The following is a 19,950-nucleotide window of genomic DNA, read 5'->3' as shown; positions in this document are numbered from 1 at the left end:
AGTGACCGGTCAGAAGCATTTCGTCTTGGCGGCGGGCGGCACCGGCGGGCACATGGTGCCGGCGGCGTCGCTGGCGGCGGAACTTGGCCGGCGCGGGCATCACGTCTCGCTGATCAGCGACGATCGGGGCGTGCGCTTTCCGGGCCTGTTCGAAAAGGTGCAGACGCATGTGCTGCCGGCCGGTCGGCTGGCGGGCGGGCCTGTCGGCTGGGCGAAGGCCGCGAAGGCGATGATGGCGGGCCGTGCGCAGGCGATCGAACTGTACCGGCATCAGAAGCCGGCGGCGGTGATCGGCTTCGGCGGATATCCCGCGCTGCCCGCGCTGCTGGCGGCGTTCAAGACCGGCATCCCGACCGCAGTGCACGAACAGAATGCGGTGCTGGGGCGGGTCAACCGGCTGGTCGCTGGCAAGGTGGATGCGATCGCGACCTCCTACGCCAATGTCGCGCGGCTAAAGGACAAGTATCGCGGCAAGGCGCATCTGGTCGGCAATCCGGTGCGCGATGCGGTGCTGGCGCTGCGCTCGCAACCCTATCCGCTGCTGGAAGAGGACGGCATTTTCCGCGTGCTGGTGACGGGCGGCAGTCAGGGCGCGAGCGTGCTGAGCCAGGTGGTGCCCGATGGGCTCTCGCTGCTGCCGGTCGCGTTCCGGCGGCGCTTGCAGGTGACGCATCAGGCGCGGATCGAGGATATCGACGCGGCGCGGGCGAAGTATGCCGAACTGTCGATCGCGGCGGAACTGGCGACCTATCTGCCCGACATGCCGGAGCAACTGGCCTGGGCGCATCTGGTGATCGCGCGGGCCGGGGCCTCGACGCTGGCGGAACTGACCTGTGCCGGGCGTCCGGCGATCCTGGTGCCGCTGCCCAGCGCGACCGACGATCACCAGACGGCGAACGCGAAGGAAATGACAGAGGCGGGCGGCGCGCGGACGATTCCGCAGCCGGCGTTCACGCCGATCGAACTGGCCAAGCAGATGCAGCGGCTCGGGCTCGATCCCGCTGCGTTGCAGAATGCCGCCGGCCGGGCGCGGAGTTGCGGGCGGCCCGATGCGGCGCGCGATCTCGCCGATCTCGTCGAGAGCCTCGATGCGCCGCTCGGTACCATGCCGATCGGCGTGCCGCTGCCGACCGGAAAGCCGAGCTTCGCATGAGGGGCGTGGCGACCGATATCGGGACGATCCATTTCGTCGGCATCGGCGGGATCGGCATGTCCGGCATCGCCGAGGTGATGCATAATCTCGGCTATCGCGTGCAGGGATCGGATGTTGGCGAAGGTTACGCAGTAGAGGGTCTGCGCAAACTCGGCATCTCCGTGGCTATCGGACATAATATCAATAACTTAGGTGACGCGGTAGTTGTCGTTACATCGACTGCGATCAAGCGCGACAACCCCGAAGTTGTCGCCGCGCTGGAGCGGCGCATTCCGGTGGTGCGGCGCGCGGAGATGCTGGCGGAATTGATGCGGCTGAAATCCACCGTCGCGGTGGCGGGTACGCACGGCAAGACGACGACGACGAGCATGATCGCGGCGTTGCTCGATGCCGGCGGCGTAGACCCCACGGTGATCAATGGCGGGATCATCAACAGTTACGGGTCGAACGCGCGGCTGGGCGCGAGCGACTGGATGGTGGTGGAGGCGGACGAGAGCGACGGCAGCTTCCTGCGGCTCGACGGCACGATCGCGGTGGTCACCAATATCGATCCCGAGCATCTCGACCATTACGGATCGTTCGATGCGGTGAAGGATGCGTTCGTCGAATTCGTCGAGAACGTGCCCTTCTACGGCGCGGCTCTGCTGTGCCTCGATCATCCGGAAGTGCAGGCGATCATCCCGCGCGTGCGCGACCGGCGCGTGGTGACGTACGGCTTCGCGGCGCAGGCCGACGTGCGCGGCGTTAACGTGACGCCGATCCCCGGCGGCAACCGCTTCGACGCGGTGGTCCGCGCGCGCGACGGATCGGTGCGCACGATCGAGCGGATCGAGCTGCCGATGCCGGGCCGGCACAATGTGCAGAACGCGCTGTCGGCGATCGGCGTGGCGCTGGAAATGAACATTCCGGACGCCACGATCTGCACCGGCTTCGCCAAGTTCGGCGGGGTGAAGCGGCGCTTCACCAAGGTCGGCGAGGTCGCGGTCGAGGGCGGCGTGGTGACGATCATCGACGATTACGGCCACCACCCGGTCGAGATCCGCGCCGTGCTGGCGGCGGCGCGCGAAGGAGTTGCGCAGGTTGGCTTGCCCCCGGCAAGCCAAGGTCATGCCGGGGGCATGACCGACCTGACAACTCAGAACCGCGTGATCGCGGTGGTGCAGCCGCATCGCTACACGCGGCTCGGCAATCTGATGGAGGATTTCCAGCAGGCGTTCAACGATGCCGATATGGTGCTGGTTACGCCGGTCTATGCCGCCGGCGAGGCGCCGATCGAGGGTGTCGATGCCGCGGCTCTGGTCGAGGGACTGAAGCGGCGCGGGCACCGTTCGGCGGCGACCGTGGCGGATGCCGGCGCGCTGGCGGAGGCGCTGGCGGGCGTGGTTCAGGCCGGCGACATGGTCGTATGCCTCGGTGCCGGCGACATCACGAAATGGGCGGCCGGTCTGGCTGCCGGGATCGAGGCGGCGCGGGTATGAGCATCGCTTCCCTCCTACCGTTCGTTTCGAGCGCAGTCGAGAAACCGGTCCCAATAACCGGTTTCTCGACTGCGCTCGAAACGAACGGATTGGGGGGCGGGTCGTGAATTTTGCGACGGCCATTCCTCACGTTGCCGGGCGGCTGACCGCAAACGCCCCGCTGGCACCGCTCGTCTGGTTCAAATCGGGCGGCGCGGCGCAATGGCTGTTCGAGCCGAAGGACGTGGCCGACCTGCGCGATTTTCTCGCGGCGCTCGATCCCGCCGTGCCGGTGATGGCGCTCGGGCTCGGATCGAACATGATCGTGCGCGACGGGGGCGTGCCGGGCGTTGTGGTGCGGCTGGGCAAGGCGTTCGCTCAGGTCGAGCGCCTGGACGAGACCGCGCTGAGCTGCGGTGGTGGCGCATCCGGCATCCTCGTATCGTCCAAGGCGCGCGATGCGGGGATCGGCGGGGTCGAATTCCTCCGCTCGATCCCGGGCACGGTCGGCGGGTTCGTGCGGATGAACGGCGGTGCCTACGGGCGCGAGGTGAAGGACATTCTGGTCGCATGCGACGTCGTGCTGCGATCGGGCGAACTGGTCACGCTGGCGGTCGGCAATCTGGGCTACACCTATCGCCACAGCAATCTGCCCGAAGGCGCGATCGTGGTCGGCGCGACATTTCGCGGGCATGCCGAGGAGCCGGCGACGATCCAGGCGGAGATGGACCGCATCTCGTTCGAGCGCGAGGCGTCGCAGCCGCTGCGCTCGCGCACCGGGGGATCGACTTTCAAGAACCCCGAGGGGCACAAGGCCTGGGCGCTGGTCGATGCCGCCGGCTGCCGTGGGCTGACACGCGGTGATGCCCAGGTGTCTGAGAAACATTGCAATTTCCTTCTCAATCTCGGATCGGCGACGAGTGCCGAGATCGAGGCGCTGGGCGAGGAGGTGCGCGATCGCGTGCGGGCGCAATCGGGTGTGACGCTTGAATGGGAAATTCAGCGCGTGGGGGTGGTGAAGTGATTAATTTTCAGATCCTCCCCGGTATTGGGAGGTGGCACGCGCAGCGTGACGGAGGGGGCTCTCCCCAAGCGCCGCGTTGCCGGCCCGCCCCCTCCACCACGCCGCTTCGCGTCGCGGTCCCCCTCCCCGTCCCGGGGAGGATTTCATGACACTCCACATCGCCGTGCTGATGGGCGGCTGGTCGGCCGAGCGTGAGGTGTCGCTCATGTCGGGCGCGGGTGTGGCCGAGGCGCTGGAATCGCTCGGCCACCGGGTGACGCGTGTCGATATGGACCGCGATGTCGCCACCAAGCTGAAGGAGATCGCGCCGGACGTGGTGTTCAACGCGCTGCACGGCACGCCGGGGGAAGACGGGTCGGTGCAGGGCCTGCTCGACATCATGCGTTTGAAATATACCCATTCGGGCCTCGCCACCTCGGTGATCGCGATCGACAAGGTGCTGACCAAGCAGGCGCTCGTGCCGCACGGCATCCCGATGCCGGGGGGGCGGATCGTGAAGACGGCGACCTTGTTCGAGGGCGATCCGCTGCCGCGTCCATACGTCCTCAAGCCGGTCAACGAAGGATCGTCGGTCGGAGTGGCGATCGTCACCGACCAGGGCAATCACGGCAACCCGATCGCACCCGCCTCGGTGGGGCCATGGCAGGAGTTCGACGAACTGCTCGCCGAGCCATTCATCCGCGGGCGCGAACTGACGACCGCCGTGCTGGGCGGAGAGGCGCTTGGCGTGACCGAACTTCGCCCAAAGAGCGGGTTCTACGATTACGAATCCAAATATACCGACGGTCTGACCGAGCATATCTACCCCGCCGACATCCCAGACGAGATCACCGAGGCATGCAAGGCGCTGGCGCTGGAATCGCACCGCTTGCTCGGCTGCAAGGGCTGTTCGCGCTCCGACTTCCGCTGGGACGACCAGCGCGGGGTGGACGGGCTGTTCCTGCTCGAGGTCAACACGCAGCCGGGCATGACGGCGTTGAGCCTGGTGCCGGAACAGGCGCGGCATAATGGGATGAGCTATCCCGAGCTGGTGCAGAAAATCATCGATGAGGCGCTGCTGTGAGCAGCCGCACGCTCAAACGCGCCCCGGCGCGGCGGCCGGTGCCGAAGCGCAAGGTGCCGCGCACGTCGATCCTCGACCGGATCATCGCCGCGCTGCCGATCAGCGAGGTGGCGCTCCACCGGATCGCGACCTGGACGATCACCGGCGCGGTGATCGCGGGCCTCGGCACGCTGGCGGTGTGGGCGGGCGTGCCCGCCGCGATCGGATCGGCGCTGGCCGAGGGCGTCGGGCGCGCCGGCTTCCGGGTCGAGCAGATCGAGGTGACCGGGCTGTCGCGGATGGACCGCATGTCGGTCTATGCCGTGGCGCTGGACCAGAAATCGCGCGCGATGCCGTTGGTCAGCCTGGAAGACACGCGCGAGAAGCTGCTGAAATATGGCTGGATCCAGGACGCGCACGTCTCGCGCCGTCTGCCTGACACGTTGCTCGTCCACATCGTCGAGCGCAAGCCCACGGCGGTGTGGCAGGACAAGGGGCAATTGGCGCTGATCGGCTCGAACGGCGTGTGGCTGGAGCGGGTGCGCGCCGATGCGATGCCCGATCTGCCGCTGGTGATCGGGCCGGGTGCGAACGAGCAGGAAGCGGCATATCAGAAGCTGCTGAGCGCCGCGCCGGCGCTCAGGCCCAGCGTGAAGGCGGCGACCTGGGTCGGCAATCGACGCTGGAATTTGACATTCGAGAGCGGAGAGACTCTGGCATTGCCGGAGGGCGAGATGGCGGCGGCGCATGCGCTGGTGAAGTTCGCCGAACTGGACGGGGTGAAGCCGTTGCTCGGCAAGGGCTGGCTGCGGTTCGACATGCGCGATCCGAGCAAGTTGGTCGCCAGGCGGCCGGGCGAGGCGGAAGGGCGGGCGATCACCGACCCGAACGAGACGGACGCCGCGCCGAAGCCCGCGGTGATCGAGGCGAAGAAGACGGTAAAGCAAGTGGGCAGCCTGGGGCAGGGCTAAAAGGGGTGAACGGGGCATGGCGAAGGTAGCACCAGAGGGTTTGATCACGGCGCTCGATATCGGGTCGTCGAAGGTGTCGGCGATGATCGCGCAGAAGGGCGATGGGGGCGAACTGATCGTGCTCGGCACCGGGCAGCGCGAAAGCCGGGGCGTGAAGCGCGGCTATATCGCCGATGCCGATGCGACCGAGGCGGCGGTACGCGAAGCGGTGGAGCAGGCCGAGCGGATCGCGGGCGTCAACATCCAGAACGTGTGGGTCAGCTTCTCCGCCGGCGGGCTCGTGAGCGATGTCGCCTCGATCGAGTTCGAGCTTGGCGGCCACCGGGTCGAGCAATCCGATATCGACGCGTTGCTGCATGCCGGGCGGGAGTCGATCGATCCGGCGGGGCGCATGGTGCTGCACGCGCAACCGGCGCTGTACACGCTGGACGGGCTGACCGGCGTCAAGAAGCCGCTGGGCCTGCATGCCGATCGATTGGGGGTGCACATTCACGTCGTCGCCGCCGATGGCTCGCCGGTGCGCAACCTCGGCCTGTGCGTCGCGAACGCGCATCTCGAGGTCAAGTCGATCATCGCCGCGCCGGTCGCGACGGGCATGGCGTGCCTGTCCGACGAGGAGCGCGAGCTTGGCGTCGCGCTGGTCGAGATGGGGGCGGGGATCACGAACGTATCGCTGTTCGCCGGCGGCATGCTCGTGGGCCTGACCTCGATCCCGTACGGCGCGCAGGACATCACCGACGACATCGCCAGCGCGTTCGGCACCAGCCGGGCGCAGGCCGAGCGGCTGAAATGTTTCTACGGATCGGCCAATGCCTCCCCGCGCGACAATCACGACATGATCGAGGTCGCGCCGATCAGCGAGGACGGGCAGGCCGAGGGCAGCCGCATCACCCGCGCGCAGCTGATCGCGGTGATCCGCCAGCGGCTCGATCATCTGATCGGCGAGGTGCAGAAGGCGCTGACCGACCTGAAATTCTCCGGCCCCGTAGGGCGGCAGGTGGTGTTGACCGGCGGCGGCGCGGAGCTGAAGGGCATCGCCGATTATGCGCAACAGGCGCTGGGTCGCTCGGTGCGGATCGGCCGGCCGCGTGGGCTGACGGCACTGCCGGAGGCGCATTCGGGGCCGGCGTTCGCGACGCTGGCGGGGTTGGCCTTCTACGCCGCGTCCGACCCGGTCGACCTGCGTTCGCTGTCGAGCAAGCATCAGACGGTGCACCGGCCGAAGGGCCTTGGGGCGATCCGCCGCCTGATCGCGATGGCCCGGGCGAATTATTGAAGAATTACGACATCTGGTAGCTTTCGCGCTGGCACGCCGCCAAGTGTTGGTGCAGAACGGTTAACATTAAAACTTTGGCGCCGGGGTGTGGGCGCGCGTTGGAGACAAGACCATGAGCATCGAATTTCTTGCCCCCGAAGTCGACGAATTGACCCCGCGTATCGCGGTGATCGGTGTGGGCGGCGCGGGCGGCAACGCGATCGCCAACATGATCGCCGCGGAGGTTCAGGGCGTGGACTTCCTGGTCGCTAACACCGATGCGCAGGCGCTGAAGCAGTCGACCGCCTCGAAGCGCATTCAGCTGGGCGCGAAGATCACGCAGGGGTTGGGTGCCGGCAGCCGGCCCGAAATCGGTCGCGCGGCGGCGGAAGAGACGATCGATGCGCTCGCCAAGATGCTCGAGGGCAGCCACATGGTGTTCATCGCCGCGGGCATGGGCGGCGGCACCGGCACCGGCGCGGCACCGGTGATCGCCAAGGCGGCGCGCGACATGGGCATCCTGACGGTGGGCGTCGTGACCAAGCCGTTCGCATTCGAAGGCAGCCGCCGCGCCAAGAGCGCCGAGGCGGGCATCGACGAACTGCAGAAGTATGTCGACACGCTGATCGTCATCCCGAACCAGAACCTGTTCCTGGTCGCCAACGCCAACACCACCTTCAAGGAGGCGTTCCAGATGGCGGACGAGGTGCTGCAGCAGGGCGTGCGCGGCATCACCGACCTGATGGTCATGCCCGGCCTGATCAACCTGGATTTCGCCGACGTCCGTTCCGTGATGCAGGAAATGGGCAAGGCGATGATGGGCACCGGCGAGGCGACCGGCGACAATCGCGCGATCGAGGCGGCGTCGAAGGCGATCGCCAACCCGCTGCTCGACGGCGTTTCGATGAAGGGTGCCAAGGGCGTGATCGTCTCGATCACCGGCGGCGACGACATGCGCCTGCTCGAAGTTGACGAGGCGGCGAACCATATTCGCGAACTGGTCGACGAAGATGCGAACATCATCTGGGGCTCGGCGTTCAACCCGGAACTGGAAGGCAAGATCCGCGTCTCGGTCGTCGCGACCGGCATAGAGGCGACCGCGCGCCCGGCCGAGGCCGCGCCATCGTCGCGCGCCTTCAGCTTCTCCGCGCCGAAAAAAACCGAGGAAGTGGCACCAGCCGCCGTTGCGCCGTTGGTCGAGCCTGCGCCGACGATGGAGGACGCCTCGGGCTCCGCGCCCGAGCCCGAAGCGATCGCGCCCGAGCCGGAAGCGGCCGACGAACTGGTGCTGGGCAGCGATATCGAAGCGCCGCCCGCGCCGCCGGTGGCGAAGACGCCGATCACGTTCGGTGACGAACCCGCCGCGCCGGCGCTGGATGTTGCCGAAGGTGGCGCGCGTCGGCGCTGGCTGTCGCCCGGTGCGCCGGTCGAGACGCCTGCCGCCGAAGCCCCGGCCGAGCCGCTCGCTCCCGCGCCGCGCGTGAAGCTGGGTGGCACGTTGTTCGAGCGGATGTCGGGCGCGAGCCGTGGTGCCGCGCGCGACGAGGAGGCCGAAAAGGCCGACAAGGATGCGCTCGATATTCCGCGCTTCCTGCATCGGCAGAATAATCAGTGAGGTGAGCGGGCAGGACGCCACCGGCTCGTCGCCGGTGCGCGTCGTCCCGTCGCGCATGGCCGATCTCGGACATTGCCGGTTAAGCCAGTCTGGCGTCTAGGCTGCGACGCTCATGAAACCGATATTTCCGACGTCCGCCGCCGTGATGGCTCTTGCCGTGGTGACGACGATTCCCGCGGCTCGCGCGCAGGTCTATGTCCAGCAGACGCCGGGCCAGACGCAATACGGTCCGCAATCGCCGGCCGATGAACTGGCGGGCGAGATGCGCGTGCTCGCCGTCAACCCGACCGACGTGCGGGCGATGGTGCGCGCGGGCGAACTGACGCTCAAGCTGGACGATACGACCGCGGCATCGGGCTTCTTTGCGCGGGCCGAGCGGATCGACCCGAACAATCCGCGCATCAAGGCGGGCAAGGGCATCATCCTGCTGCGCTCGGGGCGGCCGGGCGAGGCGCTGCGCCGGTTCGCCGAGGCGGAGCAGGCGCGCGGCGACGTGCGCATCTTCGCCGCCGAACGCGCCCTGGCCTACGACCTAATCGGCGAACAGGAGCGGGCGCAGCGCGATTACCGGCTGGCGCTCAAATCCGGCACGCTGAACGGGGTGAGCGCGGACGAAACGGCGCGGCTCTACGCATTGTCGCTGGGCATTTCGGGCAAGCGTGACGAGGCGCTGGCGGAGATCGATCCGTTGCTCCGTCGCAGCGATCGCGGTGCCTGGCGCGCGCGCGCCTTCATCCTGGCGATGAACGGCGACGGGCGTGGGGCGGAGCGGATCGCGGCGAGCATGATGCCCGGCGGACTGGGGCAGGGCCTGCAACCGTTCTTCGAGAAACTGGCGACGCTGGGGCCGGCGGATCGCGCCTTCGCGGTGCATTTCGGCGAGGTGCGCATGACGCCGCAACGTCTGGCCGATGCGCGGATGGCACCGGTGATGGCCGCCCTAGGCCCCGATCCGGACAAGCCGGCGGCGGTGGCGGTGGCCGCTACGCGCCCGGCCGAGGTGGAGACCAAGACGAACAAGCGCGACAAGAAACGCGGCAAGCGCGACAAGGTCGTGTTGGCGATCGCGGAACAGGCTCCGGTGCCGCTGCCGCCGCCGCCAACCTACCAGGCCCCAGCGGTGGCGATGGTGCAGGCGTTGCCGACGCGCCCGACCTACGCCCCGCTGACGCGCTCGCCGCTGCTTTCACCGACGCCGACGCCTACGCCGACGCCGACGCCGACGCCGACCCCTTCGCAATCGGTGGTGCTGGCCTCGAACCGGGCGAATCTGCCCAGTGCGCTGCCGGCACCCCGGCGCGACGAGGTCACCTCCAATCGCGCGGCGGCGGAAACCGATATGCGCGTGGCGAGCGTGGTGCCGGATCGTGCGCTCGCGCCGACCGCGCGGTCTGGGTTGGCGACGGGGCGGGTTGCGATTCCTTCGACGCCCACGCCCATGCCCACGCCGCTCGGCGATTCCGCAGGGCCGTATGAGCCGATCGCTCCGACCGCGCTTGCCAAGTCTCTACCGACACCGGCTCCGACTCCGTCGCAACCTCTTGCGGCTGTGCCCTCGGCGGACGTCACGCCGGTGTTGAAGTCCGAACTTTCGTCGCCGGTCGTAGCGACCCCGCCGTCGGTGGCGGTGCGGGAGCCGACCATCGCGCAGGCCGCGCCGAAATCGCTTCCGCCGGTGCCGGGGCCGATCAAGGGCGAGGATTCGATCCTGGCGAAGATCATCGCCAACATAACCGTGCCCGGGTCAGAATTGGATGTGTCGACGCCGGAGCGCGAGGCCGCACCGGTCGCGGCGCAGCCGGTCAAATTGGCCGAGGCGGCGCCGGTGCGCACGATTGCCAAGGCTCCGGCCCGCGTCGAGCCGGATCCCGCCGAGATCCAGGCCAAGGCGGCCGAGAAAGCGGCCGCCGACAAGCTGCTGGCCGACAAGAAGGCGGCGGACAAGAAACTCGCCGACAAGAAATTGGCGGACAAGAAGGCCGCCGATGCCAAGAAACTGGCCGACGCCAAGAAGGCGGAGGAACTGAAGAAGAAGAACGATCCCAAGATCCTCGAACCGTCGCGGATCTGGGTGCAGGTCGCCGGCGGCGCCAACGAGGGCGATCTGCCCAAGGAATGGGCCAAGGTGCGCGAGAAGGCCCCAGCGGCATTCAAAGGAAAGAGCGGCTGGATGACGCCGCTGCGCGCCACCAACCGCGTGCTGACCGGGCCGTTCAAGACCGATGCCGAGGCGCGCGCGTTCGTCAACGCGCTGGCAAAGGAGGGGATGTCGGGGTTCACGTTCACCAGCGAGGCGGGGCAGAAGGTTACGCGGCTGGCGGGCAAGTGAGTTTTCGCTACGCTCGATTACCGTCGTCATCCCGGACTCGATCCGGGATCCAACGTGCCGCAGGGATCGCGGACGTTGCTTCCGCGGCACGTTGGATCCCGGATCTAGTCCGGGATGACGGCTGTGGGTTTGGCGAGGGCAGGGTTTGACCACGCTCGCCCGCTGGGCCTCGGACCCGGAGCATAGTCGCGGCCGCCTGCATCCCGAGCGTGTCGGATCCGTGCGGGGGCCGCGCGACGCGTTTCAGCGCGATCGCGATCGGATCATCCATTCGATCAGCTTTCGCCGGCTGCGTCACAAGACCCAGGTGTTCATGTCGCCCGACGGCGATCATTTCCGCGTCCGGCTGACGCACAGCCTGGAGGTGGCGCAGATCGGGCGGACGATCGCACGGGCGCTGGGGCTGAACGAAGACCTGACCGAAGCGCTGTGCCTCGCGCACGATATCGGCCATCCGCCGTTCGGTCATGCGGGGGAGGACGCGCTGAAGACCGCGCTCGCGGGGCAGGGCGGGTTCGATCACAACGGCAACACGCTGCGCGCGCTGATGACGATCGATTCGCCCTATCCGCGCTGGCCGGGGCTGAACCTGACGTGGGAGACGCTGGAGGGGCTAGCCAAGCATAATGGTCCGATCCACGACACCGGCTGGGCGCTGGCGCAGGCGGATGCGGCGTTCCCGCTCGATCTGACGCGCTGGCCGAGCCTGGAGGCGCAGGTCGCGGCGATCGCCGACGACATCGCGTACGACAATCACGATATCGACGATGGCCTGCGCGCCGGCTTGCTCAGCATCGACCAGATGATGGCGGTCGGGTTCGTCGCGAACGGCTGGCGGCAGACCTGTTCCGACAATGACGATATCGCGCCGATCAAGCTGGTCGGCGAGCTGATCCGCGCGCAGATCGGGGCGATGGTCAACGACGTGATCGCCGAAACGCGGTCGCGGCTGGCCGATGCGCGGGTCGAAACCGCGGAGGACGTGCGGGCGGCGGGGCAATTGGTCGGATTTTCGGATGCGATGCGCGAGGACGAGCGCGGGTTGAAGCGCTTCATGTACGCCAATCTCTATCACCACCCCCGGCAATTGGAGGCGGCGCAGGCGGCGCATGGCGTGGTGGCGGGCCTGTTCGCGGCCTATCATGCCGATCCCGCGCTGATGCCCGGGGACTGGCCGGAGCGCCTGCCGACGGCCGAGCCCGAGCGCAGCCGGCACATCGCCGATTTCATTGCCGGGATGACGGATCGCTATGCGGTGACACGATATCGCGAGGCGGTCGGGCCGGTGGATCTGCCAGAGGGGTTTTGAGAAACGTCTGTTCGCCCTAAGCCTGTCGAAGGGCCGTTCTTCTCATTCGATCTGAATAGAAAAACGGTGCTTCGACAGGCTCAGCACGAACGGTGCGTGATTTAACGCGCGGCCAGTTCCAGGCCGCCGGTGGTCGCGCTGTCGACGTCGAACGAGACGGGCACGCCGCCCGAACGACCGGTGACATGGCCGTTGCGCACGGTGAGGCGGAAGTCGCGGCCGGACGAACTACGGCCCGACAGGACCGTCGCGTCGCCCTTGACGGCGGCGGTGTAGACATAGGTTTCGCCATCGCGCGTGAAGCTGCGCTGGGCGGCCACATCCTTGGCGAAGGCCGGGGCGGCGAGCGTGGCGATCAAAGCCGCGGCGGTGAGGAGCTTGGTCATGGTCTGGTCCCTTCGAATAGCGAAGCCGGATCAGCATCCTCGTCCTGTGATCATCGTTCGTTGACGCCATCATATTGCAGTGCAGCATGATCCCAAGCGCAAAGATTGCGCGACCGGTTGCACCGAACGCAAGATGATCGGCGGGGCCGGGCGGTGAATCCACCGGCTCCGCCGATCACGGCAGCGGCGGCCCGGGGCGGGCGGATCCCCCGCGATCCGGCGAGGATTTGAGTCGAGGGCGGCGTTCCGCTAAGGCGCGCGCTCGCTTTCAGGTTCGGAACCTTTCATGACGCTCTACACCCGTTTCGCCGCGCATCTCGATGCGGTGCTCGATACCCTCGTCGCTTCGGGCGATCTGCCGGCGGGGTTGAATCGCACCGCCGTGACGGTGGAGCCGCCGCGCGACGTGACACATGGCGATCTGGCGACCAATGCCGCGATGGTGCTGGCCAAGCCGGCCGCGACCAATCCGCGCGCGCTGGCCGAGAAGATCGCCGCCGAACTGGGCAAGTTCGACGAGGTCGAGAGGGTGTCGATCGCCGGGCCGGGCTTCATCAACATGACGCTGACCGAGGATACGTGGCGCGCGGAGCTGTCGGCGATCACCGATGGCGGCGCGGATTACGGACGGTCGTCGCGCGGGCGGGGGACGACGGTCAATATCGAATATGTCTCGGCCAATCCTACTGGTCCGATGCATATGGGGCATTGCCGTGGCGCGGTGGTCGGCGATGCGCTGGCATCGCTGCTGGAATTCGCCGGCAACACGGTGATCCGCGAATATTACGTCAACGATGCCGGCGGGCAGGTCGACGTCCTAGCGCGCTCGGCGCACCTGCGCTACCGCGAGGCGCTGGGCGAGGGCGTCGAGATTCCCGAAGGGCTGTATCCGGGCGACTACCTGATCCCGGTCGGCCAGGCGTTGGCGCAGGAATTCGAGGACAAATATGTCGATGCGCCCGAGGCGGAGTGGCTCGACCTGTTCCGCAAGAGCGCGGTCGCGGCGATGCTGGTGCTGATCAAGGCCGATCTGGCGCTGCTCGGCATCCATCACGACCTATTCTCTTCGGAAGCCGAGTTGCAGGCGGCAGGCAAGCCCGAGGCGGCCGAGGCGGAATTGCGGTCGCGCGGATTGATCTATGACGGCGTGCTGGAAGCGCCGAAGGGCGAGACGCCGGACGATTGGGAGCCGGTGGTGCTGCCGCTGTTCCGCTCGACCCAGTTCGGCGACGATCAGGACCGGCCGATCCGCAAATCGACGGGCGCCTGGACGTATTTCGGGGCCGATCTTGCCTACCACTATCAGAAGGCGCAGTCGGCCGACGCGCTGATCGATATCTGGGGCGCGGATCACGCTGGCACGGTCAAGCGGATCGTCGCGGCGGTGCAGGCGCTGACCGGCGGCAAGACGAAGTTCGACGTCAAGCTGGTGCAGATGGTGCGGCTGCTCCGCGCCGGCGAGCCGGTGAAGATGTCCAAGCGGTCCGGCAACTTCGTCACGCTGGCCGATGTCGTGAACGAGGTCGGCAAGGATGTCGTCCGCTTCACGATGCTGACGCGCAAGGCCGATGCGCAGATGGATTTCGATTTCGCCAAGGTGGTGGAGGCGTCGAAGGACAATCCGGTCTTCTACGTGCAATATGCGCACGCCCGCATCATGTCGCTGCATCGCCGCGCCAAGGAGGCCGGAATCGCGTGCGCGGCCATCGATCTGTCCCAGCTTGAAACGGACGATCTGGCGCTGGTGAAGCTCGCCGCGCAGTTCCCGCGGGTGGTGGATACCGCCGCGGCGGCGCGCGAGCCGCACAGAATCGCCTTTTATCTCTATGACTTGGCGGCGGCGTTCCACGCGCTGTGGAATGTCGGCAACGACAATCCGGCGCGGCGCTTCCTGATCGCGGACGATGCCAGCGTCACGTGCGCGCGTCTTTTCTTGGCCGACGCAATCGGGCAGATCATCCGCAACGGACTCGGCATCATGGGGGTGCAGGCGGTCCAGGAGATGAATTGATGGCTTCCGACAACCACGCGGTGCGTGACGAGGATCGGCTGCCCTGGCTGGAAACGGTCGAGGAGGATTACGACAACGGCCCGAGCATCGCGCGCATCCTCGGGCTGGTGGTGATCGGCCTGGCGGTGATCGCCGCGGCGATCCTGGGCTATCATTATTTCCAGAAGAGCCGGGGGGCAGACGGGAACGGCGCGCTGATCGAGGCGCAGCCGGGCGACTACAAGGTCAAGCCCGACGATCCCGGCGGCATGAAGGTGAAGGGCGAGGGCGACACCGCGATCGCGACCAGCGATGGCACGGGCACGAACAACGGCGTGATCAACCTCGACGCCGCGCCGGAAGCGCCGGTGGCGGGCACCAAGGCGAAGCCGGGCGCTCCGGCAGCGGCGGCCGGCGCGGCCAAGACGGTGGCGCCGGTGCCGGCATCGGGCGGCAAGCTGACCGCGGCGCCGACCGGTCCCGACATCAACGTGGCCGGCGCGGCCGCCTCGGGCGGGTCGCTGGTGCAGCTCGGGTCGCTGGGCAGCGAGGCGGAGGCCAACGCGGTCTGGACGAAACTGTCCAAGCGGTTCACCGATCTCGCGCCGCTAGGCAAATTGGTCCAGAAGGCGGACGTCAACGGCAACACCGTATATCGGCTGCGCGTGAACGCCGGCAGCGCCGGACAGGCCAAGACGCTGTGCGGCAAGCTGAAGGTCGCGGGCGAGGCCTGCTTCATTCCGAACAACTGAGTTCGGCTACCGGTTTCCGTCCGTCCTGAGGATATCATCCCTACTCAGGGCGGGCGGAGCTTGTTAGAACGGGGCATGATCCCCGTCATCTTCGGCCTTTCCGGCCTTGCCATCACCGCTGAAGAACGCAGCTTCTTCGCCAGCGCCAACCCCGCCGGCTATATCCTGTTCAAACGCAATATCGAGACTCGCGCGCAGGTCCGCGCGCTGACCGACGATCTGCGCGCGCTGTCCGGGCGGGACGACCTGCCGATCCTGATCGATCAGGAGGGCGGGCGCGTGGCGCGAATGCGGGCACCGGAATGGCCGGAATTCCCCGCCGGCCCCGCCTTCGATGCGCTGTACGAGCGTGCGCCGATCTCGGGGATCGAGGCGGCGCGAGTCAACGCTCAGGGCATCGCGTTGATGCTGGCCGAGGTCGGCATCACGGTCGACTGCCTGCCGCTGCTCGACGTGGCGCAGCCCGATACGACCGAGGCGATCGCCTGCCGCACTCTGGGAAGCGAGCCGATGCGGGTCGCGGCGATGGGGCGGGCGATGCTCGATGGATTGCAGCGCGGCGGTGTCGTCGGGGTGGTCAAGCACATGCCCGGGCATGGCCGCGCGATCGTCGATACGCATCACCATTTGCCGACCGTCACCGCGTCGGATGCCGAGCTGGAGACCGATCTCGCGCCGTTCATCGCGCTGAAGGATGCACCGATGGGCATGACCTCGCACATCGTGTTCGAGGCTTGGGATCCGGAGCGCCCCGCGACCCTCTCGCCGATCATCGTCCAGGAGATCATCCGCAAGCGGATCGGCTTCGACGGGCTGTTGATGACCGACGATATCGACATGAAGGCGCTGAGCGGGAGCGCGGGCGACAAGGCGGCGGGCGCGATCGCGGCGGGGTGCGACATCGTGCTCGATTGCTGGGCGCGGATGCCGGAGATGGAGGAGATCGCCGGGCGATCGAGCGCGATCTCCGACGTGTCGCGCGCGCGGCTCGATCGGGCGATGGCGACGATCGCGGGGGCGGTGCCGCAGGGCGATCTGGCGGACCTGATCGCCAAGCGGGATGCGTTGCTGGCGGTGGTGTGAGCGATCCTCGACCCAGCCCGTCACCCCAGCGCAGGCTGGGGTCTCCCGGAGGCGCGCGGATCGCTTTCCCCACAGAGACCCCAGCCTGCGCTGGGGTGACGATCGGGTTTGGCGACGAAGGGGTTTAGCTGCCGTAGCGATTATGGGTAATGTGCGCCCGTGACCGACGAGCCCGAACAATTGACGCTGGATATCGACGGGTGGGAAGGGCCGCTCGATCTGCTGCTCGATCTGGCGCGGCGGCAGAAGGTGGATCTGCGCGAGATTTCGATCCTGGCGCTGGTCGATCAATATCTGCGCTATGTCGAGGAGGCGAAGGCGATCAAGCTGGAGCTGGCGGCCGATTATCTCGTGATGGCGGCGTGGCTCGCGTATCTGAAGTCGGCGTTGCTGCTGCCGCGCGATCCCGAGGCCCAGCCCGATCCGGAGGAACTGGCGCTCAGGCTGCAGCTGCGGCTCGAACGGCTGAACGCGATGCGCGAGGCCGGCGCGCGGCTGATCGCGCGCGACCGGATCGGCCGCGACGTGTTCGTGCGCGGGCAGCCGGAGGGGCTGCGGACGGTGCGCAGGGCCTTGTGGCAGGCGGAGGTCTTCGACCTGATCGCAGCGTATGGCCGGATCACGGCGCGCACCCGGCCGGTGATGCATGTCGTCGCCGATCGGCATGTGATGACGCTGGAGGCGGCGCTCGAACGCGTGTCGCGACTGCTCGGCATGACGGTCGAATGGGGTACGATCGAAAGTTTCCTGCCCGACGCGGCGGCGGGGCCTTTTCGCAAATCGGCGCTGGCGAGCAGCTTCCTCGCCGCGCTGGAACTGGCGCGTCAGGGGCGGGTGGAACTGCGCCAGAAATCGCCGTTCGCGCCGCTGTATCTGCGGGCGCCGGTATGAGCCCTCCGGACGATCTGGCGCGCGCGGTGGAGGCGGTGCTGTTCGCCGCGACCGAACCGATGACCGCGGACGCGATCCGCGCGCACCTGAACGGAGCGACCGGCGTGCGCGAGGCGCTGGCGCGGTTGCAGGCCGATTATGACGGGCGCGGCGTGGAACTGGTGGTGCGCGGCGAGCGCTGGCATTTCCAGACCGCGGCGGACATGGCGCATCTGCTGCGCCGCGACCGCGAGGAGCCGCGCAAGCTGAGCCGGGCGGGGATCGAGACACTGGCGATCATCGCCTATCACGAGCCTGCGACGCGCGCGGAAATCGAGGCGATTCGCGGCGTGCAGATTTCCAAGGGCACGATCGACGTGCTGATGGAGGCGGGCTGGGTGCGCCCGGCGGGGCGGCGCGACGTGCCGGGGCGACCGCTACTGTATGCCACGACGGCGGATTTCCTCGCCCATTTCGGATTGTCCAGTCGCCGCGATCTGCCGGGGCTGGACGATCTCAAGGCGGCGGGGCTGCTCGATCCGGTCGATCTCGCTTTTGAAACTATCGAGGTGGCCAATCCGTATGAGGAAGACTAGATAGGGTCCAACTCCAAGGAGAAGTTTCATGGGTAGTTTCAGCCTCGTGCATTGGCTGGTGTTGGGCGTCGTGATGGTGCTCGTGCTCGGCGGCGGCCGCTTCTCCAACATGATGGGCGACGTCGCCAAGGGCATCAAGCAGTTCAAGAAGGGCATGGCCGAGGAAGACGACAAGGCGACGCCGTCGCGGATCGACGCGAAGCCCGCCGCCGATCCCGCATTCGATCGCGACGGCGAAAAGCTGCGCGAAGAGCGCTGAGTTTCCCCACCGTATTGGGCCCCCGCCCATGCTGAGCCTGTCAAAGCATTGCCCTTCTCCTGCCTGGCAGAGAAGGACAGTCCTTCGACAAGCTCAGGACGGACGGCGGGATTCGATGACATTTTCCACCCTCCCGCCTGAACGATAGCCCGTCATGTTCGACATCGCGCCTACCGAATTGATGCTCGTCGCGGTCGTCGCGCTGGTCGTCATCGGGCCCAAGGATCTGCCGCGCGCGATGCGCTTCGTCGGCCATTGGGTCGCGAAGGGGCGCGGGGTGATGAATCAGGTCCGCTCCGGCTTCGACACGATGGTGCGCGAGGCGGAACTCCAGGAAATGGAGAAGAAATGGGCCGAGGAGAACGCCCGGATCATGCGCGAACATGCCGATCCGGTGCCGTCCTTGCCGTCCAGCCCGGCCGATCACGCCAGTGAAACCGTGGTCGAGCCTGTTTCGGAGGATGCACCGCCGGTGATGGTCGAGCAGCCGGTCGTCACGCCGGCCGCCGAGCCGCAACTCGAACTCGAACCCGGTGCGCCGCGGCCCGTCGCCAAGACGCGCAAGCCGCGCGCCAAGAGCGCCGAACCCAAGGCCGCGTCGTGAGCGACGATGTGAGCGAGATCGACGCGTCGCGTGCGCCGCTGCTCGATCATCTGATCGAACTGCGCCGCCGGCTGCTGTATTGCGCGGTGGCGATGCTGCTGACGTTCCTGATCGGCTTCTATTTCTCGCGCCCGATCTTCGCGTTCCTGGTGCATCCACTGGTGATGGCGGGGCAGAAGACGATCATCTCCACCGAAGTGTTCGGCGGCTTCCTGGTGCAGGTGAAGGTGGCGTTCTTCGCCGCGATGATGATGTCGTTTCCGGTGATCGCCAACCAATTGTGGCAATTCGTCGCGCCCGGCCTGTACCGTCAGGAGAAGCGCGCCTTGCTGCCGTTCCTGCTCGCCACGCCGGTCTTGTTCATCGCCGGCGCGTCGATGGCGTATTTCATCGCCGTTCCGATGGCGCTCAAATTCCTGCTCTCCTATCAGGGCGATCTTGGCGGCATCCGCCAGGAGGCACTGCCGACGGTGACAAGCTACCTCTCGTTCGTCATGCAGTTCCTGTTCGCGTTCGGCCTGTCGTTTCTGCTACCGGTGCTGCTGATGCTGCTGGAGCGTGCCGGCATCGTGACGCGCAAGCAATTGGTCGCGGCGCGGCGCTACGCGATCGTCGCGGCGTTCGCGATCGCGGCGGTGTTGACGCCGCCGGATGTGGGTTCGCAGCTGCTGCTCGCGATCCCGCTGGTGCTGCTCTACGAAATGGCGCTGATCGGGATCTGGTTCACCGAGCGCAAGCGCGCGAAGGTTGCGGCGGAAACGCCCGAGGCGTCCGAGGGGGTCTGAAGCTATTTTCCGTTCGGCCTGAGCTTGTCGAAGGGCGGGATCGGGGCATCCCCGTCGACCAGCTCGGGGTCAAACGGAGATGTGAAGCGTACTTCCGAGAAGGTCGCCGACAATGAAGAAGGCCCCCTCCCGGGTGGGAGAGGGCCTTTCCTGTTTCGGCCAGAGCCGAAAGCTTATTTGGCGTCGTCGGCCGTCTTCGCGACCGTCTTGCCGGCGGACGACACGTCCTTGCCGGCGCCTTCGATCGTGTTGCACGCACTGACCAAAAGGGCTGCGGCGACTACGGCCATTCCTGCGAGCTTACGCATTTGACTTCTCCTTGTTGTGGATGGGTGAAACCTGACCTGAGAATGATCGGGTCGTCGGTTCGTTCCGGACACGACGCGACATTTACGACGACCGGCGGCACGGTAAGGAGTTTGCGATGTCGGAAAGTTATTGGGCCCGGAAGCGCCTCCGGGGGGGGGAGG

The 19,950-nt window shown here is 67.2% G+C and carries 19 protein-coding genes; 17 read left to right on the top strand and 2 right to left on the bottom strand.

Annotated features, from left to right (window positions below):
* Position 1: 1 nt before the first annotated feature.
* From murG to ASG11_RS14125, 9 genes are all read left to right on the top strand, one after another.
* Positions 2 to 1,153 carry an undecaprenyldiphospho-muramoylpentapeptide beta-N-acetylglucosaminyltransferase gene (gene murG, locus ASG11_RS14165; RefSeq protein ID WP_055781458.1) on the top strand — a complete coding sequence of 384 codons (1,152 nt, stop codon included), beginning with the start codon at positions 2 to 4 and terminating at the stop codon, positions 1,151 to 1,153.
* The gene (gene murC / locus ASG11_RS14160) at positions 1,150 to 2,631 is read left to right on the top strand and encodes a UDP-N-acetylmuramate--L-alanine ligase (protein ID WP_055781456.1); all 1,482 of its coding nucleotides are present in this window, start codon (positions 1,150 to 1,152) and stop codon (positions 2,629 to 2,631) included. Before murG ends, murC begins: the two co-directional genes overlap by 4 nt.
* Positions 2,632 to 2,734: 103 nt before the next feature.
* The gene (murB, locus tag ASG11_RS14155; RefSeq protein ID WP_236697526.1) at positions 2,735 to 3,634 is read left to right on the top strand and encodes a UDP-N-acetylmuramate dehydrogenase; all 900 of its coding nucleotides are present in this window, start codon (positions 2,735 to 2,737) and stop codon (positions 3,632 to 3,634) included.
* 145 nt (positions 3,635 to 3,779) lie between these two features.
* On the top strand, positions 3,780 to 4,697 hold the full coding sequence (locus tag ASG11_RS14150) for a D-alanine--D-alanine ligase (protein ID WP_055781452.1): 918 nt from the start codon (positions 3,780 to 3,782) through the stop codon (positions 4,695 to 4,697).
* Positions 4,694 to 5,647, top strand: a complete 954-nt coding sequence (locus tag ASG11_RS14145; RefSeq protein WP_055781449.1) for a cell division protein FtsQ/DivIB — start codon at positions 4,694 to 4,696, stop codon at positions 5,645 to 5,647. Before ASG11_RS14150 ends, ASG11_RS14145 begins: the two co-directional genes overlap by 4 nt.
* A gap of 16 nt (positions 5,648 to 5,663) precedes the next feature.
* A complete protein-coding gene (gene ftsA / locus ASG11_RS14140) occupies positions 5,664 to 6,923 on the top strand; it encodes a cell division protein FtsA (protein ID WP_055781446.1) in 1,260 nt (419 codons plus the stop codon).
* Positions 6,924 to 7,035: 112 nt separating this feature from the next.
* Entirely contained in the window at positions 7,036 to 8,517 is a 1,482-nt protein-coding gene (gene ftsZ / locus ASG11_RS14135; protein WP_055781443.1) for a cell division protein FtsZ, read from the top strand.
* Positions 8,518 to 8,629: 112 nt separating this feature from the next.
* Positions 8,630 to 10,846, top strand: a complete 2,217-nt coding sequence (locus ASG11_RS14130) for an SPOR domain-containing protein (protein WP_082472853.1) — start codon at positions 8,630 to 8,632, stop codon at positions 10,844 to 10,846.
* A 145-nt stretch (positions 10,847 to 10,991) separates the two neighbouring features.
* Entirely contained in the window at positions 10,992 to 12,155 is a 1,164-nt protein-coding gene (locus ASG11_RS14125; protein ID WP_055781437.1) for a deoxyguanosinetriphosphate triphosphohydrolase, read from the top strand.
* Between the two features lie 101 nt (positions 12,156 to 12,256).
* On the opposite strand, the gene ASG11_RS14120 is transcribed toward ASG11_RS14125, so the two are convergent.
* Positions 12,257 to 12,541: a hypothetical protein gene (locus ASG11_RS14120; RefSeq protein WP_055781434.1), complete on the bottom strand. Its 285-nt coding sequence runs from the start codon at positions 12,539 to 12,541 to the stop codon at positions 12,257 to 12,259.
* Positions 12,542 to 12,827: 286 nt separating this feature from the next.
* Between ASG11_RS14120 and argS the strand changes: the two genes are divergently transcribed.
* The 8 genes from argS to tatC all read left to right on the top strand — a co-directional run bounded on the left by argS (position 12,828) and on the right by tatC (position 19,480).
* On the top strand, positions 12,828 to 14,552 hold the full coding sequence (argS, locus tag ASG11_RS14115; protein WP_055781431.1) for an arginine--tRNA ligase: 1,725 nt from the start codon (positions 12,828 to 12,830) through the stop codon (positions 14,550 to 14,552).
* Positions 14,552 to 15,283 carry an SPOR domain-containing protein gene (locus tag ASG11_RS14110; RefSeq protein ID WP_055781427.1) on the top strand — a complete coding sequence of 244 codons (732 nt, stop codon included), beginning with the start codon at positions 14,552 to 14,554 and terminating at the stop codon, positions 15,281 to 15,283. Before argS ends, ASG11_RS14110 begins: the two co-directional genes overlap by 1 nt.
* A gap of 75 nt (positions 15,284 to 15,358) precedes the next feature.
* Positions 15,359 to 16,366, top strand: coding sequence for a glycoside hydrolase family 3 N-terminal domain-containing protein (locus tag ASG11_RS14105; RefSeq protein ID WP_055781424.1), 1,008 nt, complete (start codon positions 15,359 to 15,361; stop codon positions 16,364 to 16,366).
* Between the two features lie 159 nt (positions 16,367 to 16,525).
* Positions 16,526 to 17,257 carry a segregation and condensation protein A gene (locus tag ASG11_RS14100; protein ID WP_055781422.1) on the top strand — a complete coding sequence of 244 codons (732 nt, stop codon included), beginning with the start codon at positions 16,526 to 16,528 and terminating at the stop codon, positions 17,255 to 17,257.
* Positions 17,254 to 17,832, top strand: a complete 579-nt coding sequence (gene scpB, locus ASG11_RS14095) for an SMC-Scp complex subunit ScpB (protein WP_055781419.1) — start codon at positions 17,254 to 17,256, stop codon at positions 17,830 to 17,832. The genes ASG11_RS14100 and scpB overlap by 4 nt, the downstream gene beginning before the upstream one ends.
* Before the next feature lie 28 nt (positions 17,833 to 17,860).
* Positions 17,861 to 18,091, top strand: coding sequence for a twin-arginine translocase TatA/TatE family subunit (locus ASG11_RS14090; RefSeq protein ID WP_055781416.1), 231 nt, complete (start codon positions 17,861 to 17,863; stop codon positions 18,089 to 18,091).
* Between the two features lie 154 nt (positions 18,092 to 18,245).
* Positions 18,246 to 18,695: a Sec-independent protein translocase protein TatB gene (tatB, locus tag ASG11_RS14085; protein WP_055781413.1), complete on the top strand. Its 450-nt coding sequence runs from the start codon at positions 18,246 to 18,248 to the stop codon at positions 18,693 to 18,695.
* Positions 18,692 to 19,480 carry a twin-arginine translocase subunit TatC gene (gene tatC, locus ASG11_RS14080; protein ID WP_055781410.1) on the top strand — a complete coding sequence of 263 codons (789 nt, stop codon included), beginning with the start codon at positions 18,692 to 18,694 and terminating at the stop codon, positions 19,478 to 19,480. The genes tatB and tatC overlap by 4 nt, the downstream gene beginning before the upstream one ends.
* A 173-nt stretch (positions 19,481 to 19,653) precedes the next feature.
* On the opposite strand, the gene ASG11_RS14075 is transcribed toward tatC, so the two are convergent.
* The gene (locus ASG11_RS14075; protein WP_055781408.1) at positions 19,654 to 19,788 is read right to left on the bottom strand and encodes an entericidin A/B family lipoprotein; all 135 of its coding nucleotides are present in this window, start codon (positions 19,786 to 19,788) and stop codon (positions 19,654 to 19,656) included.
* Positions 19,789 to 19,950: the final 162 nt, after the last annotated feature.

The organism is Sphingomonas sp. Leaf357 (genome assembly GCF_001423845.1).
Lineage (GTDB): Bacteria > Pseudomonadota > Alphaproteobacteria > Sphingomonadales > Sphingomonadaceae > Sphingomonas.
The sequence above is the reverse complement of the archived record's forward strand: the minus strand, read 5'-3'. Positions and strand labels throughout refer to the sequence as shown.